This window comes from Algoriphagus sanaruensis (assembly GCF_001593605.1).
GTDB lineage: Bacteria > Bacteroidota > Bacteroidia > Cytophagales > Cyclobacteriaceae > Algoriphagus > Algoriphagus sanaruensis.
This window is the reverse complement of the sequence record NZ_CP012836.1, coordinates 561,443-584,144: the sequence shown is the minus strand read 5'-3', so window position 1 is coordinate 584,144 and position 22,702 is coordinate 561,443. Positions and strand designations below refer to the sequence as shown.

At 41.4% G+C, this 22,702-nt stretch carries 21 protein-coding genes; 10 read left to right on the top strand and 11 right to left on the bottom strand.

Annotated elements, in window-relative coordinates:
- Position 1: 1 nt before the first annotated feature.
- Entirely contained in the window at positions 2 to 1,084 is a 1,083-nt protein-coding gene (locus tag AO498_RS02585; RefSeq protein ID WP_067543384.1) for a serine hydrolase domain-containing protein, read from the bottom strand.
- Positions 1,081 to 3,147, bottom strand: coding sequence for a S9 family peptidase (locus AO498_RS02580; protein WP_067550201.1), 2,067 nt, complete (start codon positions 3,145 to 3,147; stop codon positions 1,081 to 1,083). The genes AO498_RS02585 and AO498_RS02580 overlap by 4 nt, the downstream gene beginning before the upstream one ends.
- 186 nt (positions 3,148 to 3,333) lie before the next feature.
- Between AO498_RS02580 and AO498_RS02575 the strand changes: the two genes are divergently transcribed.
- Positions 3,334 to 4,668 (top strand): glucuronyl esterase domain-containing protein, encoded by a 1,335-nt coding sequence (locus tag AO498_RS02575; protein ID WP_067543380.1) that lies wholly within the window; start codon positions 3,334 to 3,336, stop codon positions 4,666 to 4,668.
- Between the two features lie 32 nt (positions 4,669 to 4,700).
- Positions 4,701 to 5,666, top strand: a complete 966-nt coding sequence (locus tag AO498_RS02570) for an alkaline phosphatase family protein (RefSeq protein WP_082792177.1) — start codon at positions 4,701 to 4,703, stop codon at positions 5,664 to 5,666.
- 32 nt (positions 5,667 to 5,698) lie between these two features.
- Here AO498_RS02570 and AO498_RS02565 read toward each other — a convergent pair whose 3' ends face one another.
- The 4 genes from AO498_RS02565 to AO498_RS02550 form a co-directional block, all read right to left on the bottom strand.
- Positions 5,699 to 7,243, bottom strand: coding sequence for a M20/M25/M40 family metallo-hydrolase (locus AO498_RS02565; RefSeq protein ID WP_067543374.1), 1,545 nt, complete (start codon positions 7,241 to 7,243; stop codon positions 5,699 to 5,701).
- A 105-nt stretch (positions 7,244 to 7,348) separates the two neighbouring features.
- Positions 7,349 to 7,579, bottom strand: a complete 231-nt coding sequence (locus AO498_RS02560) for a hypothetical protein (RefSeq protein WP_067543369.1) — start codon at positions 7,577 to 7,579, stop codon at positions 7,349 to 7,351.
- A gap of 12 nt (positions 7,580 to 7,591) precedes the next feature.
- Positions 7,592 to 7,948 carry an RDD family protein gene (locus AO498_RS17405; protein WP_067543366.1) on the bottom strand — a complete coding sequence of 119 codons (357 nt, stop codon included), beginning with the start codon at positions 7,946 to 7,948 and terminating at the stop codon, positions 7,592 to 7,594.
- Positions 7,949 to 8,036: 88 nt separating this feature from the next.
- A complete protein-coding gene (locus AO498_RS02550; RefSeq protein WP_067543363.1) occupies positions 8,037 to 8,615 on the bottom strand; it encodes a sugar O-acetyltransferase in 579 nt (192 codons plus the stop codon).
- A gap of 171 nt (positions 8,616 to 8,786) precedes the next feature.
- Between AO498_RS02550 and AO498_RS02545 the strand changes: the two genes are divergently transcribed.
- From AO498_RS02545 to AO498_RS02520, 6 genes are all read left to right on the top strand, one after another.
- A complete protein-coding gene (locus AO498_RS02545; protein ID WP_067543360.1) occupies positions 8,787 to 9,674 on the top strand; it encodes an EboA domain-containing protein in 888 nt (295 codons plus the stop codon).
- Between the two features lie 49 nt (positions 9,675 to 9,723).
- Positions 9,724 to 10,635, top strand: coding sequence for a TatD family hydrolase (locus tag AO498_RS02540; protein ID WP_067543357.1), 912 nt, complete (start codon positions 9,724 to 9,726; stop codon positions 10,633 to 10,635).
- A 3-nt stretch (positions 10,636 to 10,638) separates the two neighbouring features.
- The gene (gene eboC, locus AO498_RS02535) at positions 10,639 to 11,553 is read left to right on the top strand and encodes a UbiA-like protein EboC (protein WP_067543354.1); all 915 of its coding nucleotides are present in this window, start codon (positions 10,639 to 10,641) and stop codon (positions 11,551 to 11,553) included.
- Between the two features lie 69 nt (positions 11,554 to 11,622).
- On the top strand, positions 11,623 to 12,777 hold the full coding sequence (locus AO498_RS02530; protein ID WP_192842565.1) for a 3-dehydroquinate synthase: 1,155 nt from the start codon (positions 11,623 to 11,625) through the stop codon (positions 12,775 to 12,777).
- Positions 12,778 to 12,790: 13 nt separating this feature from the next.
- Positions 12,791 to 14,008, top strand: a complete 1,218-nt coding sequence (gene eboE / locus AO498_RS02525) for a metabolite traffic protein EboE (RefSeq protein ID WP_067543352.1) — start codon at positions 12,791 to 12,793, stop codon at positions 14,006 to 14,008.
- A 189-nt stretch (positions 14,009 to 14,197) separates the two neighbouring features.
- Entirely contained in the window at positions 14,198 to 15,568 is a 1,371-nt protein-coding gene (locus AO498_RS02520; protein ID WP_067543349.1) for an alkaline phosphatase family protein, read from the top strand.
- Here AO498_RS02520 and AO498_RS02515 read toward each other — a convergent pair.
- From AO498_RS02515 to AO498_RS02505, 3 genes are all read right to left on the bottom strand, one after another.
- Positions 15,565 to 16,146: an HD domain-containing protein gene (locus AO498_RS02515; RefSeq protein ID WP_067543346.1), complete on the bottom strand. Its 582-nt coding sequence runs from the start codon at positions 16,144 to 16,146 to the stop codon at positions 15,565 to 15,567. The genes AO498_RS02520 and AO498_RS02515 overlap by 4 nt on opposite strands.
- Positions 16,146 to 17,039: a YitT family protein gene (locus AO498_RS02510; RefSeq protein WP_067543343.1), complete on the bottom strand. Its 894-nt coding sequence runs from the start codon at positions 17,037 to 17,039 to the stop codon at positions 16,146 to 16,148. The genes AO498_RS02515 and AO498_RS02510 overlap by 1 nt, the downstream gene beginning before the upstream one ends.
- A 127-nt stretch (positions 17,040 to 17,166) precedes the next feature.
- Positions 17,167 to 17,769 carry a trimeric intracellular cation channel family protein gene (locus AO498_RS02505; protein WP_067543339.1) on the bottom strand — a complete coding sequence of 201 codons (603 nt, stop codon included), beginning with the start codon at positions 17,767 to 17,769 and terminating at the stop codon, positions 17,167 to 17,169.
- A 203-nt stretch (positions 17,770 to 17,972) separates the two neighbouring features.
- On the opposite strand from AO498_RS02505, the gene AO498_RS02500 reads away from it, so the two are divergent.
- Positions 17,973 to 18,740: a hypothetical protein gene (locus tag AO498_RS02500; RefSeq protein ID WP_067543336.1), complete on the top strand. Its 768-nt coding sequence runs from the start codon at positions 17,973 to 17,975 to the stop codon at positions 18,738 to 18,740.
- Positions 18,724 to 21,192: a non-ribosomal peptide synthetase gene (locus AO498_RS02495; RefSeq protein ID WP_082792176.1), complete on the top strand. Its 2,469-nt coding sequence runs from the start codon at positions 18,724 to 18,726 to the stop codon at positions 21,190 to 21,192. Before AO498_RS02500 ends, AO498_RS02495 begins: the two co-directional genes overlap by 17 nt.
- Before the next feature lie 3 nt (positions 21,193 to 21,195).
- Here the strand turns inward: AO498_RS02495 and AO498_RS02490 are convergent, their stop codons facing one another.
- Both AO498_RS02490 and AO498_RS02485 read right to left on the bottom strand, forming a co-directional pair.
- Positions 21,196 to 21,813 (bottom strand): class I SAM-dependent methyltransferase, encoded by a 618-nt coding sequence (locus AO498_RS02490; protein ID WP_067543330.1) that lies wholly within the window; start codon positions 21,811 to 21,813, stop codon positions 21,196 to 21,198.
- On the bottom strand, positions 21,800 to 22,699 hold the full coding sequence (locus tag AO498_RS02485) for a patatin-like phospholipase family protein (RefSeq protein ID WP_067543327.1): 900 nt from the start codon (positions 22,697 to 22,699) through the stop codon (positions 21,800 to 21,802). Before AO498_RS02485 ends, AO498_RS02490 begins: the two co-directional genes overlap by 14 nt.
- Positions 22,700 to 22,702: the final 3 nt, after the last annotated feature.

Sequence of the window (22,702 nt, the reverse complement as noted above, 5' to 3'; positions counted from 1 at the left end):
ATTACCATTTATGGAGGGATAATGTAGCTGCTTCGACCAATTTCATTTGGTCAGGATGGTAATTATTGTTGAGAATAATGATGGTTTTATTCGAATCAATAAATCGCACGATGATCGTTTGATAACCTGGGTTGTCTCCAGTATGCATCACCATTTTTCCGAAAGGACTTTCTGGTTCGATTTCCCATCCAAAACCATAAAAACTTTTTGAGCCATCATTTAGAATCATTGGTGAAAAAGCCTCCTTCAAAGTTGTATTTTGAATCAATTTACCACGATATAAAGCCTGATCCCATTTAAGCAAATCTCCAGCAGTACTACTGACCCGCCCAGGGCCTTTCCGATTTCCGAGCCAAACCGTGTAGTCCGAGGAATGAAATTTATTCGCGTTCACATAGTTTCCTAAGCTATCCGTTAAATGTCCTGCAGCAAAATTTTCGACTTGAGCCTTTTCTTCTAAGCTTCGAATATCCGTATCATTCATTCCCAAGGGTTTAAAAATCCACTGATTGGAAAGTTCAATAAAATCTTTGCCACTCACTTTTTCAGCAATGCTGGCCAATAAGACATAGCCCGTATTGCTGTATTCATACTTTTCTCCGGGATTAAAATTCTTCGGAGGAGCAAATCGATTTAAGTACTCCATGATTTCCCTATTTCCCGCAACTTTATTCTTATCCCAATGGGCGTCCATGATTGCTTGATAATCGGGTAAACCGCTGGTATGGGTAAGTAGATGTCTTACTGTAATTCCCTTGTAAGGAATATTCAAAAACTTTTCCACTGGATCATCCCAATTAAGTAGGCCTTTTTCTTGACACATCATGACCACCATAGCAGTGAACTGCTTGGATACGGAGGCCATTTCAAAAACGTCATTTTCTTTTAATGGAATTTGATTTTCAAAGCTTCTAAATCCAACAGCTTTTTGTAAAAGGATTTCCCCATTTTCTGCAACTAGAACTACTCCTGAATACCCATTGGATGCTGCAGTTTCTATTGCTGACTCTAAGATTTTTTTCTGTGCAAGGATAGGATTTGTCCACAGGAAAATTAGGATGAAACATGTGGATAAACTTTTCATTTTACAAAAGAATGTTTGGTGATAAACTGATAAGTTGCATCAAATGCTTTTACCCAGTTTTGATATAAAAGAAAAGCATGAACCTCGTCAGGATAAATTAATTGTTCGACTTCAACTCCTTGTTTTCGAAGAACTTCAGCTAATTCCACACTCTCAGAAAAAAGTACATTTCGGTCATCATCTCCATGGATCAGGAGAACAGGGTCTACCCACTTATCCACATAGGCCATAGGTGAAGATTTAAATGCAAGTTCTGCCATTTTAGGAAACTTTTCAGGAGCATACCAAGGCGCAAAAACTGGAATATCATTGTTCCAGTTATGCACACCATGAATATCTACGCCTACATGAAATTTTTCTGGGGCTTGGGACAATGCATGAGCTGTCAAATATCCCCCATAGCTTCCACCCCAAGGAGCAATTCTGCTGGCATCCACATCAGTCCGGGATGCTAAAAAATCAGCGGCTGCAAGTACATCTTGCACCTCGCTTGCTCCTCCCGCACCATAATTGGCCTCCTCTCTAAAATCCATTCCATATCCTATTCCGCTCCGGTAATTAAGAGTTAGTGCGATATAACCCTGAGAAGCAAAGAATTGCTGTGCTCCATAAGTGTTGGAATAGTAATAGCCATAGTTGTAGCCCAGGAGCATTTGTCTGCGGCTTCCCCCATGGATAAAAATTACTGCTGGATATTTCTTTTTTGAGTCGTAATTGTGTGGCAAGAAAAGCTGGCCATAGGTTTCAAATCCATCTTTTGCTTTGATTATAATAGGTTCAGGTTTTGAAAAATCCTTTGCAAAAGTCGATGGAAACATGGATTCTGCGAGTTTTGACTTTTTACCGTTGATTTCTAAAGTAGGCCACCCAGGCTGATTCCAGCTTGACTCGAAATAGGCAAACCCGTTTTCTACGGCTACAGGAGCCCAGTTGATTACCTCAGGATCAGAAACTGGGCGAAGTTGAAGTGTGGATAAATCCAGTCGAGAGACTTGTCGACGATCAATGTTACCGATGTTATGAGTTATTAGGATTTCCTGTTGATCGAAGGATGATTGAACCCATTCCACTTGGCCTTCTCCAGGCGTGAGATGTTTGACTTCTTTTGTTTTCAGATTTACCGCATAGAGTTGCATCCAATTGTTTTTTTCCCAAGGAAAAATCAAAGATCCTGAAGTTGTCCACCAAAGTCGCTCATTGATTGCAGGAAGGTCATCTACCATGACTGAACCTTTTCCTGGGTCGGCTTTCCAAACTTCCTCTGCAATCATTGATTCTATGTTTAAAACCCGAATGCTCCAGGGATTGGCGGATTTCAAAGAGGTAAAGGGAAGATGATTAAGGATGTTGGGTACCCGTAGGTAGGCTAATTGTTTTCCGTCAGGGCTCCAAGCGGGATAGCTATCGTGATCGAGGCTTGCTTCCGGAAATTTTAGGGTTTTTTCAGCCAAATTCCACAATCCAACAAAGGAATGGTCCCCCCGATTGGAGGTAAAGGCTAAATAGTTCCCGTCCGGAGAAAAGGAAAGCTGGGATGCAGAACCTCTCGCTGTCAGAACTTTTTCAGCAGGAGTATCATTTTCAAGGGATTTCGAATAAATGGTGCCTGATTGAAGGAAGAAAATCATTTTGCCTTCTGGATGAAAAATTGGGGAATATCCTTTACCCTGGTTTTTTATTTCTCCTGTACCTAGCTGAATGCTATAAATCATTCGGTCTGTATCCTCTTGCAATTGCGCTGGATTAGCAGGCTGTCCTGCTGAATTTCGAGTATTTCCTCGTATAAAAAGTAAAGTTTGAGAGTCTGGAGAAAATACCAAAGAGCTTAACTCTACTCCAATATCCCCTTGAAAATTCGTCAACTTCTTAGTTTCAAAATTTGGTGCTTTGGCATAGAACACATTTCGTTCTCCTTGATCATTAAAAATCCATGCGATCGATTTCCCATCTGGAGCAGCAGTCAAAGAAGTGGGAAAAGGTGCCGAGATATATTCAGCAACTGTTTGTGACTGAACTTGAACGGTAACGATGATCAGAAAGCATACCAATAGGATCTTCTTCATAGTGTTGGGGTTTTGGATCAAGTTACATAAGGGGTGAAGCGTTTCAAAACTCTTGATATGGAATATTGGCTAGGGCCAATTATCTTCTTTTTAAATCTTAAAAAGTAGTAGCTTATTCCAGCATTTCGAGCCAAACTCTTTTCGCCTCCGAAATTCAAAAATTAATGGCTACAAAATGACTGAATTATGAAAAGATGGATTCTAACTTCTTTGCTGGGAATTTTAGCGCTAATCGCATATTCACAACCCAATCCAGCTCAACGAGATAGTCTAAATAAACTCACTCAAGCGGATCATCGGTTGATGATGCAGCAATTGAAAATTGACAGCCTTCGTGCGGGTCCTTCTGGAAATCCCCAAGCGCCGAATGCAGCAAATTCAGATGAACGAAAAGCCAAAACGTATACTTCGATGCCAGATCCATTAAGGTTTGAAAATGGAACTTTGGTACAGAGCCCGATGGATTGGAACTTGCGCAAGGCTGAATTGAAAGAATTGTTTGACCGGGAAATGTATGGTCGAACTCCTGAAAACCTTCCAAGAGTAGTCTGGGAGGTAGTTTCGGAGAAAGACACCATTATTGGTAGTGTAGAGACGCGCTATCGAAAAATGAAAGGGATTGTCGATAATTCTATGTTCCTATCCATTGATGTTTCAATTGATTTTGAATACGGCGTTCCTAAACATAAAAATTCCCCAGTTCCCTTAGTGCTTGAGTTTGGGTGGATTTGGCCCGCAGGAATGCGTCGGCCTCCAGCACCATCAGGACCCAGTTGGCAAGAGCAAGTTCTTGAACAGGGTTGGGCTTTCGGGGTGATTATACCTACCAGCTTTCAGGCCGATCATGGTGCAGGCCTTCGTGCCGGAATCATTGGATTGGTAAATAAAGGACAGCCCAGAAAATTAGAAGATTGGGGGACGCTAAAAGCTTGGGCTTGGGGAGCAGGTAAGGCACTTGATTTTCTGGAAACAGATCAAACAATTAATCCCAAAAAAGTGGTGATTGAAGGATTATCGAGGTATGGCAAAGCAGCCTTGGTCACCATGGCTTACGATGATCGATTTGCAGTTGGATTGATTGGTTCTTCAGGAGCGGGCGGAGCTAAGTTGCTTCGAAGGACCTTTGGTGAGCAGGTTGAAAATCTTGCTGGTTCTGGTGAATATCATTGGTTTACTCCCAATTTTATCAAATATGCCGGACCACTTACTCCAAATGATTTGCCCATAGATGCTCATGAATTGATCGCACTTTGTGCACCTAGACCTGTTTTTATTTCGGTGGGTTCCCCTGAGGTGGAGGGGCAATGGATTGATGCCCGAGGAATGTTTGAAGCAGAAGTATTGGCCGGACCGGTTTATGAACTACTTGGAAAAAAGGGCTTGCCTACCCTAGATTTTCCTCCCATTCAAACCTTCTTGGATTCAGGAGATCTTGCTTTCCGCCAACATGAAGGTGGACACACGGTAGGACCTAATTGGCCGTTTTTTCTGGAATGGGCAAAAAAGTATTTAGATAATTAGAATCATGAAGTAATTGCGCTAATTCTCACAATATGCTATGTAGAATTCTTTGTTTAGGGTTGATTTTTCTTTATTCCAATTTTGGTTTTTCCCAAGATAAAAAGGTGGTTTTCATTATTCTGGATGGGATTCCAGCAGTTGAACTTGAAAAAGCTGTGACGCCAAACTTGGATCAAATAGCCAAAATTGGTGGATATGCCAGAGCCTTTACGGGTGGAGAAAAAGGGGGTGCATCGGAAACTCCAACCATTTCTGCGGTAGGATATAATTCTTTATTAACAGGGACTTGGGCCAATAAACATAACGTTTGGGGCAATGGAATCGAGGCACCTAATTATTCTTATTGGACGATCTTCAGGTTGATGAGGGAAGCAAAGCCTGATGCAAAACTTGCTATTTTTTCCACATGGGAAGATAATCGCACCAAGTTGCTGGGTGAAGGATTGCCTGAAACTGGGAATTTAACCTTGGATTTTGTTTTTGATGGGTTTGAAAATGACACGGTTCTTTTTCCACACGATGAGGAAAAACTTTACATCCAAAAGATTGATAATTTGGTTTCGTATGAGGCCGCTCATGTTTTAAAAACGGAAGCTCCCGATCTTGCTTGGGTATATTTAGAATATACAGATGATATGGGGCATCGGTTTGGAAAAAGCCCTCAACTGACCCAAGCGATTGAATTGGCAGATAGCCAAGTCGGGAGAATTTGGAATGCAATCCAATATAGAGAGCAGAATTTTAAAGAAGAATGGCTCATTTGGATTACCACAGATCATGGAAGGAAAGGTCCCGACTTAAAAGATCACGGGGGTCAAAGTGATTCGGAACGCGAGACTTGGATGGTAAGTAATTGCCAGGAATTAAATCAGCGATTTTACTCTGGGCAAGCGGCAATGGCTGATATTCTACCCACATTGATTGATTTTTTGTCGATTCCTGTACCTGAAAATCAACGAAAAAACTGGGATGGGACTTCCTTGATAAACAAAAAATAAGGCTCGAGAATTTTTCTCGAGCCTTAGGTTATTTAATCCATTCCCCCTTTTCGATTCGGAGATCTTGGACTCGGCCATTCAGTTGGTTCACCAGTACGGAAGTTCAATGGGATTCGTTTCTCTCGAGAAACCATCTCTGGTTCTTCGCAGGCCATGTAAACCATAATGGCTGCAAGAATCACATTACTTCGGACATCGTCAAACACGATTTTGTCATAGGTATCCATGTTGGTATGCCATGTCTGTGTACTGTAATCCCAGCTCAATGAGCTTAGGTTAAATGCAGGTACTCCTGCAGCAACAAAAGAGGCATAATCTGAACCTCCCCCGCCAGGATTTCCCGGGAAGGTTGTTTCTATTTCAGAGGTGATCGTTCTAGGTACTTTGTTTAGCCAACGCCCCAAATACTCATAGCTGTCTACAAAGCCCTGCCCAGAAAGATTAGCGACCCGACCTGTTCCATTATCTTGATTGAAAAGTACCTGGATTTTGTCCATCATTTCAGGATGGTCCTCGACAAACGCCCGAGAACCATTTAGGCCTTGCTCTTCGGAACCCCAATGACCAACCAAAATTGTCCGCTTTGGATTGGGATAAACCTTTTTCAAGACTCGCATGACTTCCATCATCAAGATGGTTCCAGTTCCATTATCAGTCGCACCAGTTCCTCCATCCCATGAATCAAAATGGGCAGAAAGCATCACATATTCATCTGGTCTTTCGGTTCCCTTGATTTCGGCGATAGTATTAAATGTGGGCTGAATCCCAGTTTCTTTGGATTGTGCATTGAGATTGATTTGGGGCTTTTTACCACTTTCTACTAATCTGAAAAGCATTCCATAATCTTCTAAGGAGATATCAACCGTTGGAATTTTTTTAGTAGATGCAGAGAATATTTTATTTGCACCAAAAGCTCTTGACCAATAGGAAGTCAGAATCCCAACTGCTCCGGCATTTTCTAAAGCTTCGGGAAGTGTTCTTCGATTAAGACCTGTACGAGAAATTCGGTTCGTCCATTCCGCATCCAATTGGGATTGAGCCTCTTTGATTTTGTCCAAAGAGCCTTCTTTCGCCCATTTCTCCCAATTGTAATCTGGTCTTCCTGTCAATTGTGGTGCAGAGATCATCACATATTTTCCTTTGACAGATGGTAGCCATTTTTGAAAAGCGATTGAATCAGCCAAATCTGGAATCATGACCACTTCACCGACGACCCCTCCTTTAGGTGAAGCGGGACTCCATGCAAGCTGCATACCCGAAAGCGACCGGGTCCATGGAGCGACCATATCGATATGAGTGATGCCTCTCTCCCAGCCTTTCCACTCTCCCCATTGTTCATTTCTTGCTGTAATTCCCCAACCTTGATATTGTGATACTGCCCAATCGTGTGCTTTTTGCATTTGTGGTGAGCCCACGAGACGAGGACCAATCCCATCCATAAGTTCATGGGCTAAGGTCTCCAGTTGTGAATTTTCATTTGCCTCTTGAATGATAGCCTCAATGACTGGATTTTGTGCTTGTACCTTGACCGAAATCAAGAGCAAAAGTCCCAGTCCGTAGCGATAGATCTTGTTCATTTGAGTTTAGTTTAGGAGTTAAAAATAGAAGAGAGGAATAGATATCATTTAACCGTTTGTGGAACAAAAAAACAAAAACCAGCCGATTCGACTGGTTTTGGTTCTTTATTTTCCTTCGGGCTTGTAGATGGCGCCTGTTGCGAAATCGACGATTGCACCTGGCCAAAAGAGAAGAATGTCTGCAATCAAAGCTCCGGCTCTTACTTTTCGTTGAGGTTCGCCAGGTCCTGGTTTAGTGCGCTGATATTCAGAGACCGGACCTCCAAAAATGGTTGCACAGCTGGACATGGATACGACAAGTAGACCGATAGACAAAAGTTTTACTGCCTTTTTCATAAAGTAAATTGGTTAGGTATGAATTAAAATAGTGTTCGAAAAGTGATCATGAAGGCCTTTTCCAATCAGTGGCTGCGAGAGGAAATAGAAGGGTATAGCTCTGCATAGAGTTCGGACAAGGATCTGAGTAAATGAGGGCTTTAGTTTATTTTTTATAGAAATAACCTTGGTTTTAGTCAGTAGTTTTCCAATGGTTCTTCCAAACAATAATTCGGAAATAAAATAATAGAAGAAGTAGAAGAAAATTAGAAACCCCTTCAATTCGTCTATTTGGAGGCTATTTTCTAGCATTTTTACCGTAATCAAAGTAAAAATCAAAAATGCCGCTGAGTCAATAAAAAAGTGGATAATTCTTAAATAATATTTCATAATCAAGTAACGAAATTAAAAGACTAAATAAATTCTAAAAGAGCTTTAGCTAAGTCTTTTGGTAATTCATTGAGCCTCAGAATAAAAATTATTTTAGAATTTTTTGGACTACACATGGATTTCCAAAAGCCAATACATCGTCTGGAATATCCTTGGTTACCACAGACCCAGCACCGATGGTTACATTATTACCAATTGTCACTCCTGGAAAAATGACTGAATTTCCTCCGATCCAGACATTATCACCGATGGTGACTGGCTTGGTGGAGGTATGGTAGCGAGTGTTGTTTCCTTCTTGGTAAATTCGGTCTGAGGCCTTTAGCGGATGAGTTGCGGTGTAAATCTGTACATAAGGAGCGATCAGTCCATTTTTTCCAATTCTGATTTTGTTATCATCGAGAAACATACAATTAGTATTCACAAAAGTGTTTTCTCCGATTTCTATGTTGATTCCATAGTCACAGAAAAAAGGGGATTCGATCCATACTCCATTTTCAATTTTTCCTAAAAGTTGGTTCAAAAGCTGCTGTCGAAGCTCTCGGTCTTTGCTGTCGCTATTGTTATAGGCTAGGATTAGTCTCCTGGCTTGATGATAAAGTTCAAGGAGTTTAGGATCTCTTGAATCATATACTTCCCCGGCGAGCATTTTTTCAAAGTTTGTTTTCATTCAATTTCATATCTAAGTATGTCGAGCTTTTATTCAGGGATTTTGCCAGCACAGTCCAGCACTGATTTTTGTCAGGAAAGCTATTTTTTCCTGCCGACCACGATATTTTGGTTTGGAATTAATGCCAGATTTGGTCGTACTTTAAAAGAGAATTAGAAACCTGAATTGCATATGCAAACCCAAAATAAATCTAGTGAATTTCTGCTAGCGCTGCTTCAAAATAGAGCTGAACAAAAGTCTTTGGAATGGCTCGAAAATCAATTAGAAAAGAATCGGTCTGACCTATCCAGTTCTAAATTTTTTCTTGCTTTTTCTCAAGCCTCTCGTTTTTTTAAAAAAGACAATCTGAATTTAACAGCAAATGAGAAAATTGGGGCTAATGAGCTGTTGAAAGGATTTGATCCTAGCCATTGGGATTTGTTGCAAACTGCCAGAACGCTGCTCGTGTTGGAATTTTCCCCAGAAAAGGAATCATGGCTAAAAGCTGTCAACCAGCTTTTTGAAACTGGGGATATGCATGAACAGCAAGCACTTTATGCGGCTTTACCTTTGATGCCGTATCCAAAGGAGATGTTAACCCGAGCAATTGACGGATGTCGCACCAACATGACACTTATTTTTGATGCGATTGCTTTAAATAATCCTTTTCCACCTACCTATTTTCCGGAAGCCAATTGGAACCAACTCGTGCTCAAATCCATATTTATGCAGCGCCCGATCTTCCGAATTCAGCAATTAGATGAAAGACGAAATCAAGCTCTTGCAGAAATTGCCTCTGATTTTGCTCATGAACGCTGGGCAGCAGGTCGACCGGTCATGCCTGAATTGTGGAGATTGGTGGTTCCTTTTCTGAATGAAAAATTGCTAGAAGACTTGAAGAAAGTCGTCTTTTCCGAAGACCAATTAGAGGTCGAATCTGGAGTTTTAGCAGCTTACCAAGCTGATTTTGGTCCAGCAAAGGACTTGCTTAAATCGTTTCCTGAAACCGTCTCTGCCATTGAATATGGAGAAATTTCATGGGAGAAAATCGGAAAGGATTTTCAGGACAAAAAGGCCTGATTGGGCCAAATTCACTTAATTTTAATCACTCATTAATTCTGAATTATTTATGGAAATGTATATCGATCCCCATATTCATTTGGTCTCAAGAACCACGGATGACTACGAAGCTATGCGAAAAGCAGGGATTGTGGCCACGATTGAGCCGGCATTTTGGTTGGGCCAGCCTCGAACGGAAGTAGGTTCTTTCAAAGACTACTTTTCCACATTGGTAGGTTGGGAGCGGTTTCGAGCAAGCCAATTTGGAATCGTCCATTATTGTACCATGGGCCTAAACTCTAAGGAAGCCAATAATGTGCCTTTGGCGGAGCAGGTAATGGAATTACTTCCCCTATATGCTGGTAAAGAAGGCGTGGTTGCTATCGGTGAAATTGGCTACGATGATCAAACCGAAGCAGAAGACCGATTCTATCGACTTCAACTTGAATTGGCCAAGGATGTAAATCTCCCCGTGCTTATTCATACTCCCCATCGGGATAAAAAGAAAGGGACCACTAGATCTATGGATGTAGCTGAGGAGCATGGCATGGATCCAGGTTGGGTGGTCGTGGATCATAACAATGAAGAAACCGTCAAGGAAGTTTTGGATCGTGGCTTCTGGGCTGCATTTACGATATATCCACATACCAAAATGGGTTCTGAGCGTATGGTTGAGATTGTGAAACAATACGGACCAGAGCGAATTATCGTGAATTCGGCAGCTGATTGGGGAATTTCTGACCCAATAGCAGTGCCCAAGACTGCCAATCTGATGCGAAAAATGGGGATTCCTGAGGAGCATGTCCGATTGACTACTTATCAAAACGCCCTTACTGTTTTTGGTTTGAGTGGCCAAATGCACGAAGATGATTGGTTAAAGGCTCCTCCTATTGATCAGACCAAAAAACTGGGAGGAAATTCCGTTCTTCGTGGTGGTCAGGTTCCACGCGTCGAGGGACCTGCCGATCGGGTAGAAAATTAATCCATGAGCAATTCGAAGATTTTCGCATACCTCCAATTGACCCGCCCAGCCAATGTGATCACTGCGATCGCTGATATCTGGGCGGGTTTTGCCATTGCTGGGGCTTGGGAGTATATGGCCAACAATTGGAATTTTGGAGACCAGCAATTTTGGTGGAATTTGATTTGGCTTTCATTGAGTACAATTGGTTTGTATGCAGGTGGAGTTGCTTTCAACGATGTAGCTGATTCTGAGTTGGATGCCATTGAGCGACCAGAGCGCCCAATTCCGAGCGGAAGAGTTTCAAAAAAAGCAGCATTTTGGATGTCTTCCTTCCTCTTGATTTTTGGGATTTTCTGCGCCTTTCAAGTCAATCAAATTGCTGGAATTTTAGCGATTGCCGTAGCAGCCTGTGCTGTGCTGTATGATTATTTGGGAAAGCATCAGCGGATTTTAGGTCCCATCAATATGGGGCTTTGTCGAACAGGTAATCTTCTCCTTGGAATAAGTGTTGCACCTGAAGTCTTAGAAAAAATCTGGCCGATCGGAATTTTGCCTTTGATCTATGTTTCTGCTATTACAATAATTAGCAGAGGTGAGGTCCATGGAAAAAACAGAAAGGCCCTTTTTGCTGGAGCAGCGATGTATTCGTTGATATTTTTGGCAATCATAGGTCTAACCTATCTGGAAGGAGCGGGATACCTAGAAGTTGTTCCTTTTTTAGCTTTGCTTGGCTATTTATTATTTCCACCATTGGCAAAGGCGATTCGAACGCAAGAGCCCAAATTCATCGGTAAATCTGTAAAAGCAGCAGTGATTTCATTGATCATTGTGAATGCGTCCTTGGCGTCAGCGTTTGCAGGTTGGTCCATTGGAATTGTCATTTTGCTTCTTCTTCCCATTTCCCTTTGGTTAGCCAAAAAATTTGCTGTAACCTAAGCGAAAATAAACCAAATTCCTTCACAAATTGTCTTGAAGGAAGTCCCAAATAACCTATTTCCCTGCATCATGAATACGATTCTCGAACAATCCTTTTCGGTTCCTTTCCGCTACCCGGTAGCATTTACTGAGAATCTATTTGATCCACAAAATCAAATCCTCGCCAATGTTCTTCGTGGCGATCGCTTGCCCAAAGTACTCTTTGTCATCGACAGTGGAGTGTCAGAGGCACATCCAAATCTGATTGATGAAGTGAAAAAATATGCTTCAGCCTACACGGATGTCTTCACGTTGGCCGCCGAACCAATGTTTGCGATCGGAGGAGAAGCTTGCAAAAATGACGAATCTGAATACCAAAGGATTGTGGAAGCGACCCACCTTTATGGGATTGATCGACATTCTTACATCGCTGTGATCGGTGGTGGAGCTGTATTGGATATGGTGGGTTTTGCGGCAGCTATCTCTCATCGGGGAATCCGTCTGGTTCGAATTCCTACAACTGTCTTGTCCCAAAATGATTCTGCTGTTGGGGTCAAAAATAGTGTCAATGCCTTTGGAAAAAAGAACTACCTCGGGACGTTAGTGCCTCCTGTGGCAGTATTAAATGATTTCAATTTCCTCAAGACACTGGATGACCGTGACTGGAGAGCAGGAATCTCCGAAGCTATCAAAGTGGCGTTAATCAAAGATTTGAGCTTTTTCGAATGGTTGGAAAATGTGGGAGAAGGTCTTGCCCGCAGGGAGATGGAGCCCATGAAAGCCCATATTATTCGATCAGCTAAAATGCATATGGAGCATATCGCTGGCAAAGATCCTTTTGAGTTTGGAAGTTCCAGACCCCTGGATTTTGGACATTGGGCTGCGCATAAGTTGGAAAAATTGAGTGACTTCCGTATCCGGCATGGAGAGGCGGTGGCAATCGGAATTGCCTTGGATTCCGCCTATTCCTATTTGCAGGGGAGAATTTCTGAATCGGATTTCAACCGGATTATCCATTTGATGCATACTCTCGGTTTTGAGCTTTTTGCACCAGAACTTCAAGGCGAAAATTTAATTCAGGGTCTCAAGGAATTCCAAGAACACTTAGGTGGTCAGTTGACGATCATGCTATTGGAAAAGTTGGGAAAAGGGGTGGAGGTGCATGAGATGGATCATAGCCTGATCTTTAAATCAGTAGAAATCCTTCGTAGCTTGGAGCAAAAGCCTGCCATCCAAACATCCTGAATTTTTCCAGTCTATGAAAATCAATGACTTTCATCTTAGCTATTGCAGCAATATTCATCCAGGAGAATCTTGGGATGCTACTTTTGAAAACCTCAAAATTTATATTCCTGAGGTAAAGAACCGCCTTAAACACAAAGGCCCATTTGGAATAGGTCTTCGACTTTCTCATGAGGCTTCTCTGATTTTGGAGCGTCCAGAGCGGATGAAGGAATTTCAGGAATGGCTAAAAAAGACAAATGCTTATGTTTTTACCCTGAATTGCTTTCCATATGGAGGTTTTCACCGAACCAAGGTAAAAGAAAATGTGCATTCCCCAGACTGGACTACTCCGGAACGAAAGGAATATACCATTCGGAGTTTTCAGATTTTAGCTCAATTACTTCCAGAAGGTATGAAAGGTGGAATTTCAACTTCCCCGCTTTCGTATAGACATTGGTTTAAATCTGAAAAGGCCAAGAATGAAGCCATCGAAAAATCTACCAATCAACTAATTGAGGTTGTGGAAGAATTGGTGAACATCCAAAAGCAGACAGGAAAAATTCTCCATTTAGATATTGAGCCAGAACCGGATGGGATACTTGAAAATTCCGACGAGCTCATCAGTTATTTTCAAAAATGGTTATTGCCAAAAGGGAAAACCGAATTAACCTCCAAGTTTGATATTTCGCAAGAGGAAGCAGAAAATCTCATAAAAACGCATATCCAAGCTTGCTACGATGTTTGTCATTTTGCTATCGTTTATGAAAACCCGGCAGAAACTTTCCAAAAGTTGAAAACCGCCGGAATTCAGATTGGCAAAATTCAAATTTCAGCAGCGCTGAAGGTAATGATTCCTAATTCAGCAAATGAACGGTTCAGTCTTGTGAAACGCTTGGAAGAATTTGCCGAATCAACCTACCTTCATCAAGTCGTGGCACGTAGGAAAGATGGACAGTTTGCCTCTTATCCGGATTTGCCTCAGGCCATTGAGCACTTAAGCAAAACCAAGGATATGGAGTGGCGAATTCATTTTCATGTTCCGGTCTTTTTGGACAATTATGGTTCATTCCAGTCTACACAAAGCGATATTTCCCTTGTACTCAATCAAATTTTATCCAATCCTGAGATTACCCAACATCTGGAAGTAGAAACCTATACTTGGGAAGTTCTGCCAGAAGATACCCACCTGACCTTGGGTGATTCAATTGCTAGGGAGTTAAGTTGGGTGATAGAGACCTTGAAGAAGGATTAAATGTTCCTTGATTTACGGTTTTTGATTTACGATGTGGAGAGAAGTTTGGGGCTTTTTCTCAGGATTTAACCTTTTTGAGAATAAGGTTTGAATTTCGATTACAGGTCGTAAATCGTAATTCTGAATTCGTAAATCTGTTCTTTAACATTGGCATAATTGGGTTCAGCCCCTTGATTTGATAGTTTAACCATGAAAAAGACCGTCGTTCTAGATATTGTTGCCTTGACTCCCCGAGTGATCGGAGAGCATACGCCTTTTTTGAAAAAATGGATCGCATCCAAGAAGCAAGCTGTGGTCGAACCCGTACTTCCTGCTGTTACCTGCTCGGCCCAATCTGTGTATCTGACCGGAAAGTGGCCAACGGAAAACGGCATCGTAGGCAATGGCTGGTACTTTCAGGATGAGTGCGAGATTAAATTTTGGCGTCAGTCCAATAAGCTCGTACAAGCTGAAAAAGTATGGGAAGTCCTGCGGAAAGAGAATCCTGGTTTTACCGTAGCGAATCTGTTTTGGTGGTACAATATGTATTCATCCGCCGATTATGCTGTAACTCCGCGACCGCTATATCCTGCAGATGGCCGCAAATTGCCCGATTGCCACAGCCAACCCATGGAGCTGCGAGACAAGCTTCAGGCTGAGTTGGGACAGTTTCCGCTCTTCACTTTTTGGGGGCCGAATACTACCATCGAATCCAGTAAATGGATCGCCGAGGCGGCCAAAAAGGTAGAGGAATGGTACAATCCTACATTGAATCTCATCTATATTCCACATTTGGACTATAACCTCCAGAAGTACGGGATCGACTTTTCCAAAATCTCCAAGGACCTTAAAGAGGTGGACGATTTGGCCAGGGACTTGATAACCTTTTTTGAAAGTAGAGGCGCTGAGGTTTTGTTGCTTTCGGAGTATGGAATTACAAGTGTGAGTAAGCCAGTGCATCTCAACCGCATTTTCAGGGAAAAAGGCTGGATTCAGGTGAAAAATGAGCTAGGTAGGGAGACGCTTGATTCCGGCACATCGGCGGTATTTGCGGTAGCGGATCATCAAGTGGCTCATGTACATGTCAATGATCACTCCAAACTTTCCGAGGTCAAAGCCCTGCTGGAAAAGACTCCGGGTGTGGAAAAAGTGCTGGATGCCCAAGGAAAAAAAGACTACCACATCGATCATGCCCGTTCGGGGGATTTGGTGGTGATCGCGGATGCGGATTCTTGGTTTACTTATTATTTCTGGCTGGACGATACCAAAGCACCCGACTATGCTAGATGTGTGGATATCCACCGAAAACCTGGTTACGATCCTGTCGAGCTCGTGCTTGATCCTGCGATCAAAATTCCAATCCTAAAAATCGGCTCCAAAGTCCTGAAGAAAAAGCTCGGTTTTCGCTACCTGATGGATGTGATTCCTTTGGATGCAACCTTAGTGAAGGGGGCACATGGACGCATTCCTGAGTCAGATTTGGACAAGCCGCTTTTGGTGGGGGATTCTAAATTAATTTCATCCGATAGGATTCAACCCACTGAAGTATTTGATTTAATATTAAGGGCTGTTCGCAGTTAAACAAATCCCAATCTCTTCTTCACTATCAGCAGATTTTCCTGCTTTTTAGGCTCGCGGTTTTGCCGGCAATAATCAGTGTGGAAATGGTGCTTTTCCATAAATGCCAGCTGCAGCTCGTCCCAAGCCTGCTGCGAAAAATCTGGAATCGAATGTTTCAATTCCTTGTAGAGACTTTCCCCGATTTCTTCAAAAAGGTCAGTTCCTAAATATTCCAAATCGGCATCGGCAAGGATTTTCTCAAGTTCAGTTTGTGGATTTTGAGGGATTTTAGTTGCCATAATCATCCCACAAATAAGAGACAGTTGCTCTTCGGAGTAGGATTCGGCAAGGTAGGATCTTGCGATTTTGCATCCTCTTTCTTCATGATCTTTGGGACTTTCAATAAATCCTGTGTCGTGGAAAAGTGCAGCTAATCGTAAGAGTTCGAGTTCGTCGGAACTGACTTTGGATTGCTCTGCCAAAAATACGGCTCGATCTAATACATAGGCTGTATGAGCCAGATTGTGATAGGTCAGGTGGGAAGGCAATTTTTCCAAAATGTCTTCGTAAATCTTCTTTTTTATTTCTTCGAAAACCATCAGTTGTGTTTGCTTCCTATTTGTTTGATGACTCCTCCTTTTACTTCTTTGATCGTCTGTACATAAAAAAACGCCTTAGGATCAATTTGTTGTATGGCTAATTTGATTCGATGCACTTCCAGACGGGTTACCACTGTCATGATGATATCACAAGGGTGATGAATATGAAACGTATCCGGTAAATAGCCGCGTTCACCCTTGTATACTGAGATCGCTTTTCCAAAATCTTTCACAATCAATTCCTTCACGCGTTCATCTTCCTTGGAAATAATAGTTAACGCCGTGTATTCTTCAAATCCTTCCACGACATAATCAGTCATTTTAATCGCAGTGAAGTAGGTTAATATAGAATACATCGCGGCTTCAATTCCAAAAAAGAGTGCTGCAAAAAGCATGATTAAGGAATTTAAGAAGATGGTAATTTCACTTGCAGAAAGTGCCGAATTGCGTTGAAAATAGGTGGTGATTACTTCAAATCCATCAATCAATCCTCCTCCACGAATAATCAAACCAATCCCTAGTCCCATCATGACACCACCGAATACCGCGATAAGGACTTTGTCTTCGGTAACCGCTGGAATCTCTATAAACTCCAAAGCAATGATCAAAAGGACTACCGAGATGATGGACTGAACGGTGAAAGTTTTTCCAATTTTTTTCCAGGCAATCGCAAAAAATGGAGCATTGATCAGCATCAGCAGCAAATTCAAATTCACATCGTAATGCAGATTGACAATGATGGCCATCCCTGTAACCCCTCCATCCAGAAATTTATTAGGAAGCATAAACGCCTCCAAGGCCACTGCAGAACATAGAACTCCCAAAACCATCAAGATTAGAGATTTGGGATTAACTACAGCTTTCCAGTCTACAGAATTTGCTTTTAGGCTCATTTAGCAAAGAGATAAAAAGTATAATAGGTCAATTCAATGGAGTTCATTGGCTCTTTTGAAAGATTCGATGTCGATTCGATTAGGGAAAATATTAAAATTCATTCGTCAAAAAAATTTTTAGGCATAATTAGTCTAATCTAGGCAGGCTCAACTTGTACTTCATAGCAATCAGACGAATTGAAATGATCACACTCATGGAAATCAGCAAATTGAAATTCCGTTCCACAGCAAAGTAATCTAGGACCAAATAAATTACGGCTCCGATCAAACATGCAGAGGCGTAAATCTCTTTGCGAAAAAGAATTGGGATATCATTCGTTAGCGTGTCGCGAATGACTCCACCCATCACTGCCGAAAACATCCCCATTATTGCAGCAATTTCTGGCCGTACTCCCAAGGAAAGTGCCTTTTCCACGCCAAGAACTGTGAAAAACCCAATTCCCAAAGTGTCAAATAAAAAGAAGGTTTTCCGAAGGCGGCTCAAAAGATTCGGAAAAATAAATGCCGCAAAAATTCCCAATAAAATGGCGTATAAAAAGTGAATGTCACCAATCCACACTAACGGATAGCTATCCAATAAAATATCGCGTAATGTACCTCCCCCAATTGCAGTAATAAATCCTGTAAATCCTGCTCCGAATAGGTCATGCTCCTTTTCCCTCACTGCTAAGGCGCCAGATATAGCAAACACAAAGGTGCCGATGAGTTCAAGTGCGTTTTGGAGATTCATTCTAAAAATAGGAATTGTTCAAACTTAGGGAAAATCTGTCTTAAGCGCCTGAATTCAGCTTTTTTTATCTGCTCAAGTACTTTCCTACCCGTTAATTTACCTAATTTGTACCTTTAAAATGGTTGCATTGCCAAAGCTGAAATTTTGTTCTACTTAGGGATCAATTCTGACTAAATCACAGAAACTTCTTCGAATTCTTTTTTATGAATACCCTTCTTCAGTATGATTTGCTTCGATTGGAAGCTTTTCGAAATAATCAGTCGATACGAAGTACGATTTCGATTTCTCATACTCCTGCGCTTACCTTATTAAAATTTACACCAATCCAATATTTCAATTATTGCATCGGTCGGATAGAAAGCCCTGAAATGTTGGATTTGATTAGGGGTTTTTATGCAGATACATTTCAGCACCAACATCAAGTTTTGATTGATTCACAAGATTTGGTTTCAAAGGAGGTTTTGCAGAAAAGTGGCGTCTATCAAAATGTGAAGCGAATTTCTGTCATGAAAATAGATCCAAAAAGTGTTAAAAGCGCCGCAGTATCACCTGAGATCGAGTTAGTGAGGGTGACTGAGGATCGGATTCAGGAATTTGCCTGGCTTTATTTAAGCTGTTTTGAAGCTGAAAACCGACATGCTGAATCTGTGGAGGAGAATTTTCTTCATAAATCCAGAATCCCCGGGATCTCTTTCTTTTTTGTCAATTTTCAAGGAAATCCGGTAGGGATATCCGGACTGTATTCGGATGAAAATGTCCAGATTCTTTCAGTGGGTGCTATCAACAGATCCCATCGAAATTTGGGATTCCATAAAGCTTCTCTAGCTCATAGGATGAAAATATGTCAATCTGGTAAGCCTGATCTTCCGATTTATTCTTGGGCTTATGAAGGGAGCATTAGCCACCAAAATATGATCAAGCAAGGGATGTCCTTAGCTCAGCAGCTAGAGGTATATGAGCATGTGGGATAAGTTTTTTTGGATTGCTGAAAATCAATCAGAAAATCCTGCACTGCTTTCGGATGAGCTGCAACTTACTTATTCAGAACTATTGAATCTGGCGAAAAAACTCGCAGCATCACTTCAGCAAAGGAATCTATCTCAGGCCTGTATTGGGATCGCCTTAAAATCAAAGGCAGAGGAGGCTATTGCAGCCTTAGCGGTCTTATTATCTGGAAATTACTTTTTCTTTCTACCCCATCATCAGGGAAAAGAAGTTTTAGATCATGTCCCCATAGCTCTAATCTTGACAGATATCGAATCTTTTGAGTCGCTCCCAGTTGCAACCTGCTCCATGAGTGATTTAAAGGATTCTGTATCTGCCTTGGAGCCATGGTGGAAAAATGAAAATAACTGGGAAGATCGATTTTTTTGTGTCTATGCGACTTCTGGAAGTACAGGATCAGCAAAGTATGTCTTGCATGATTACCGATCAATAGTGGAAGATACGGATCGTCAGATTGAAGAAAATCATATTTCCTCAAAAGACCGAATCGACTTTCTTTTTGCTGCCTCCTTTAGCTCCTCACTTGCCAGTATTTTCCCTGCTTGGCTTTCAGGCGCTGCATTGGTGGTACATGCTATTTCAGAGCAAGGCTTAGAACAAATTCCGCGTTTTTGGAAAAAATATGAAGTGACGATGGCCACCTTGACAAGTACTGCATTCCGGGGCATTGTTCTGCTTTTGGGAAATCGTCTTTCAGAATTTACGGCTTCTATCCGATTTTTATGTCTCGGTGGAGAGCCAATTCAGGCTTCAGATTTGAAATTGGTTTCTTTCCATTTTCCAGATTCAGTTTTGCTGCAATTAGCCTATGCAAGCACAGAAACTAGAACGATCTCCGCAACTTCTTGTTCTCCCAAAAACACCCAATTTGACCTAATTCAGGATGGAGTTCCTGTCCGAAAAAAGCAAGTAAAACTCCTGGATGACACTAATGCAGAAGTCAATCTAGGTGAAGTCGGAGAAATTGTGGTGTATTCCCCGTATATCAGCTTGGGGTATTGGTTCCAAAGGAAAATTTTATTCCATCCTGTAGATGATCAAAACCGAATTTACCATACGGGTGATTTAGGATTCTTCAATAAAGAAGGTGCTCTGAAACTCGTAGGAAGAAATCAAACCCAACAAAAGGTGAATGGGGTTTTTGTGGATTTGAGCCGAATCAGAGAAGAAATTTATGTTGCTCAGCCCCAAATCACAGAATGCAAGGTTCTCGTGGTTCATGATGCTCATGGATTCTCCTATTTAGTCGCATTTATTTTGAGCCAAGAGTCCTGGAGCGAGCATGCAATCCGTGAACATTTTCATTCCCAATCTCATCTTACGACTGCGCCTAGGCTGTATGTCCCCTTGGATATTTTTCCCATGAATGCTCATGGCAAACTGGACCGAATTAGTCTTGAAAAAATTGCGAATGAACATGCTTTAAAGGCCAGAAAACTTCAGATTCAGGACACTACCACTAAATTGGTTTATGAGATTTGGACTCGGGAATTGAACATAATGATCGATCGGCTTGATGCTGATTTTTTCCTAGATCTGGGTGGAAATTCAATGCTTGCAGCTTTCATTATTGAAGAGTTAAGCAAAGAGCTCAACAAGGAACTCCCGCTGCAAATGATCCACACCTACCGTACGATTTCCCTAGTTTCCAGAGCTATTCAGGAATTGGACGAGCCGAAATTTCCGGTCTTGGAAATTTCGAAAAGATCCAGAAATCAAGCTTTCACATGGTTACTATTTTTGGAATCAGGGTACTACGATTCACTTTCTCCATTAAGGGAGCAGCTTGAGGCAAGTCCACAATTCTCCACAGCAACCTTGCGCATTGATATTTTTGCGATACTAAAAGGAAAGTCATCAGCTTCCATTTTAGAAGAACTGGAAAACTTGCTCATGCCTTACACAAATGCGTATTTGATTGGATCAAGTTTCAATGGTTGGTTGGCTGCAAAAGTGGCGAGCAAACTTGGACTTGGGGTTATTCTTTTGGACTCTCCTTTTTACAGTTTTGGAACAGAAGGTCCAAAACTTAATCGATCAAATCGATCCAGAGTGAATTACCTCAAAGGGTTATTTATCCAAAGACCAATTTCAGAAGCCATTCAAAAGACTTTTGAATTGTTTTGGGGTTTTGCTAAAAAGAATGCCCATGCCACAAACGAAGAAAAGGGACTTTTCAATCAAAGTGTTCATGAGTTTTTAAGACAGACTACACCAATAGAAAAGGTTTCGAACCTACTTTTGGTTTATTCCAATCTTTCCATGGCAACTTCACTTCAGGACATTGAATTATGGAAGCAAAGCACTGTGGATAAGTTTGAAATTTTACATATTCAAGGAGGTCATTTGGATGCCTATTCGCCCAAATTTATCCCTGAAGTTTCTCAAAAAATCAATGAGTTCATCCTTTTAAAATAAGAGTTAGTGCGTTTTTTCGAGGCAGAAAACTCCCATTTCTCGTTGGTGTGGAATAAGGACAGTTTTCAAAGATTCTAAACTTGAAAATCCGATTTTCGCCAATTTATCCACATATTCAGGAAGAAACAAAAACCGCTCTGTGCCATCTGGAAGGCCATATTTTCCATTTCCAAGATGAGTACTTTCATCCAAAATGCCTCCAAAAGCTGTCGTCATTCGAAACCAAAAAACACCTTTAGGTTTTAGCACTCGATGTATTTCCTGAATCATTTCCCAGAAGTTATCCACATCTTCTGCAAAATGTAGAACAGCCGAACATATCACTGCATCAAAGGCATTCGAATGAAATGGAATTTCTTCCAACTGACCAACTTGAAAGCGATGGATGTCAAAAGTTGAATTCAAACTTTTGGATAAGTATCGGCAATATTGAATCGCTAATTCATTAGGGTCTATCCCAAAGATTTGATATCCTTTTTGAATAAAGTATACCGCATTTCTTCCTTCTCCACAGCCTGCATCCAAGATTTTCATGTCTTTGGAAAATCTTCCCTTTAGGATCTGGTCCAACAGGTAGATATCCACATTGCCGAGCAAATGATTGAGTTCATGAATTTCCATCTTCAAATTGATCGAGGGCTTCAATTGCTTTTAATTTTCCGATTTCTATCATTTCTGCAGAGCGGTGGAATTCAAGAGTTCCTGCCTGACTTCTGGAGATTTTTATAGTCACATCAATCGGATATTTTTCAAGGATCAAATTACAATACTGATCCTGTAGCAGGTCAAAAGACCGGGTAACCAAATCCAAGGCTGAATAGGACTCCTTTTTTTCTTCCTTTTTCTCCTCTGGGAAAAATTGCTTCATTTTCCTTTGATATTCTTTCAGCCAGCTGGGAAGTGAAAGGCCAGATTTTTCTGGCGAAGACTTTTTAGGAAGCTTTAGAAAGTCCTCTTCAGAGCCATTCACGTCAACTACTACCACGATATTTTCCAGATTTGAAATCAATGAAATTGGAATTGGGTTTAACACTCCTCCATCGATAAAGTGTTGCTTATCATACTTTGCAGGTAAAAAAACAGAGGGAATACTTCCTGATGCGCGAATGGCTTTGTAGAGACTTCCTTTGGAAAATAGTTGTTCTTTTCCGCTATCAATGTTTACTGCATTGCAGGAAAACTTCAAAGGTAGATCTTCAATCATACAATCAGGGACTACCTTTTTCAGCGCTTGGAATACTTTCTCTCCTTTAATAAAGCCTTTGCTCGAAAATGTAAAATCCATGAGCGAAAACACATCAATCCGGTCAAGGTTGCAAATCCAGTCTTTGAATTCATTCATTTTGCCAGCAGCGTACATCCCGCCAACCAAGGCACCAGCTGAACATCCTGCAATTTCTTGAATTTCATAGCCCCGTTTTTCCAATTCTTCAATGACTCCCACATGGGCTAATCCTCTTGCTCCGCCACTGCTCAAAACGAGTGAAACTGTTTTCTTTTTTGACATATC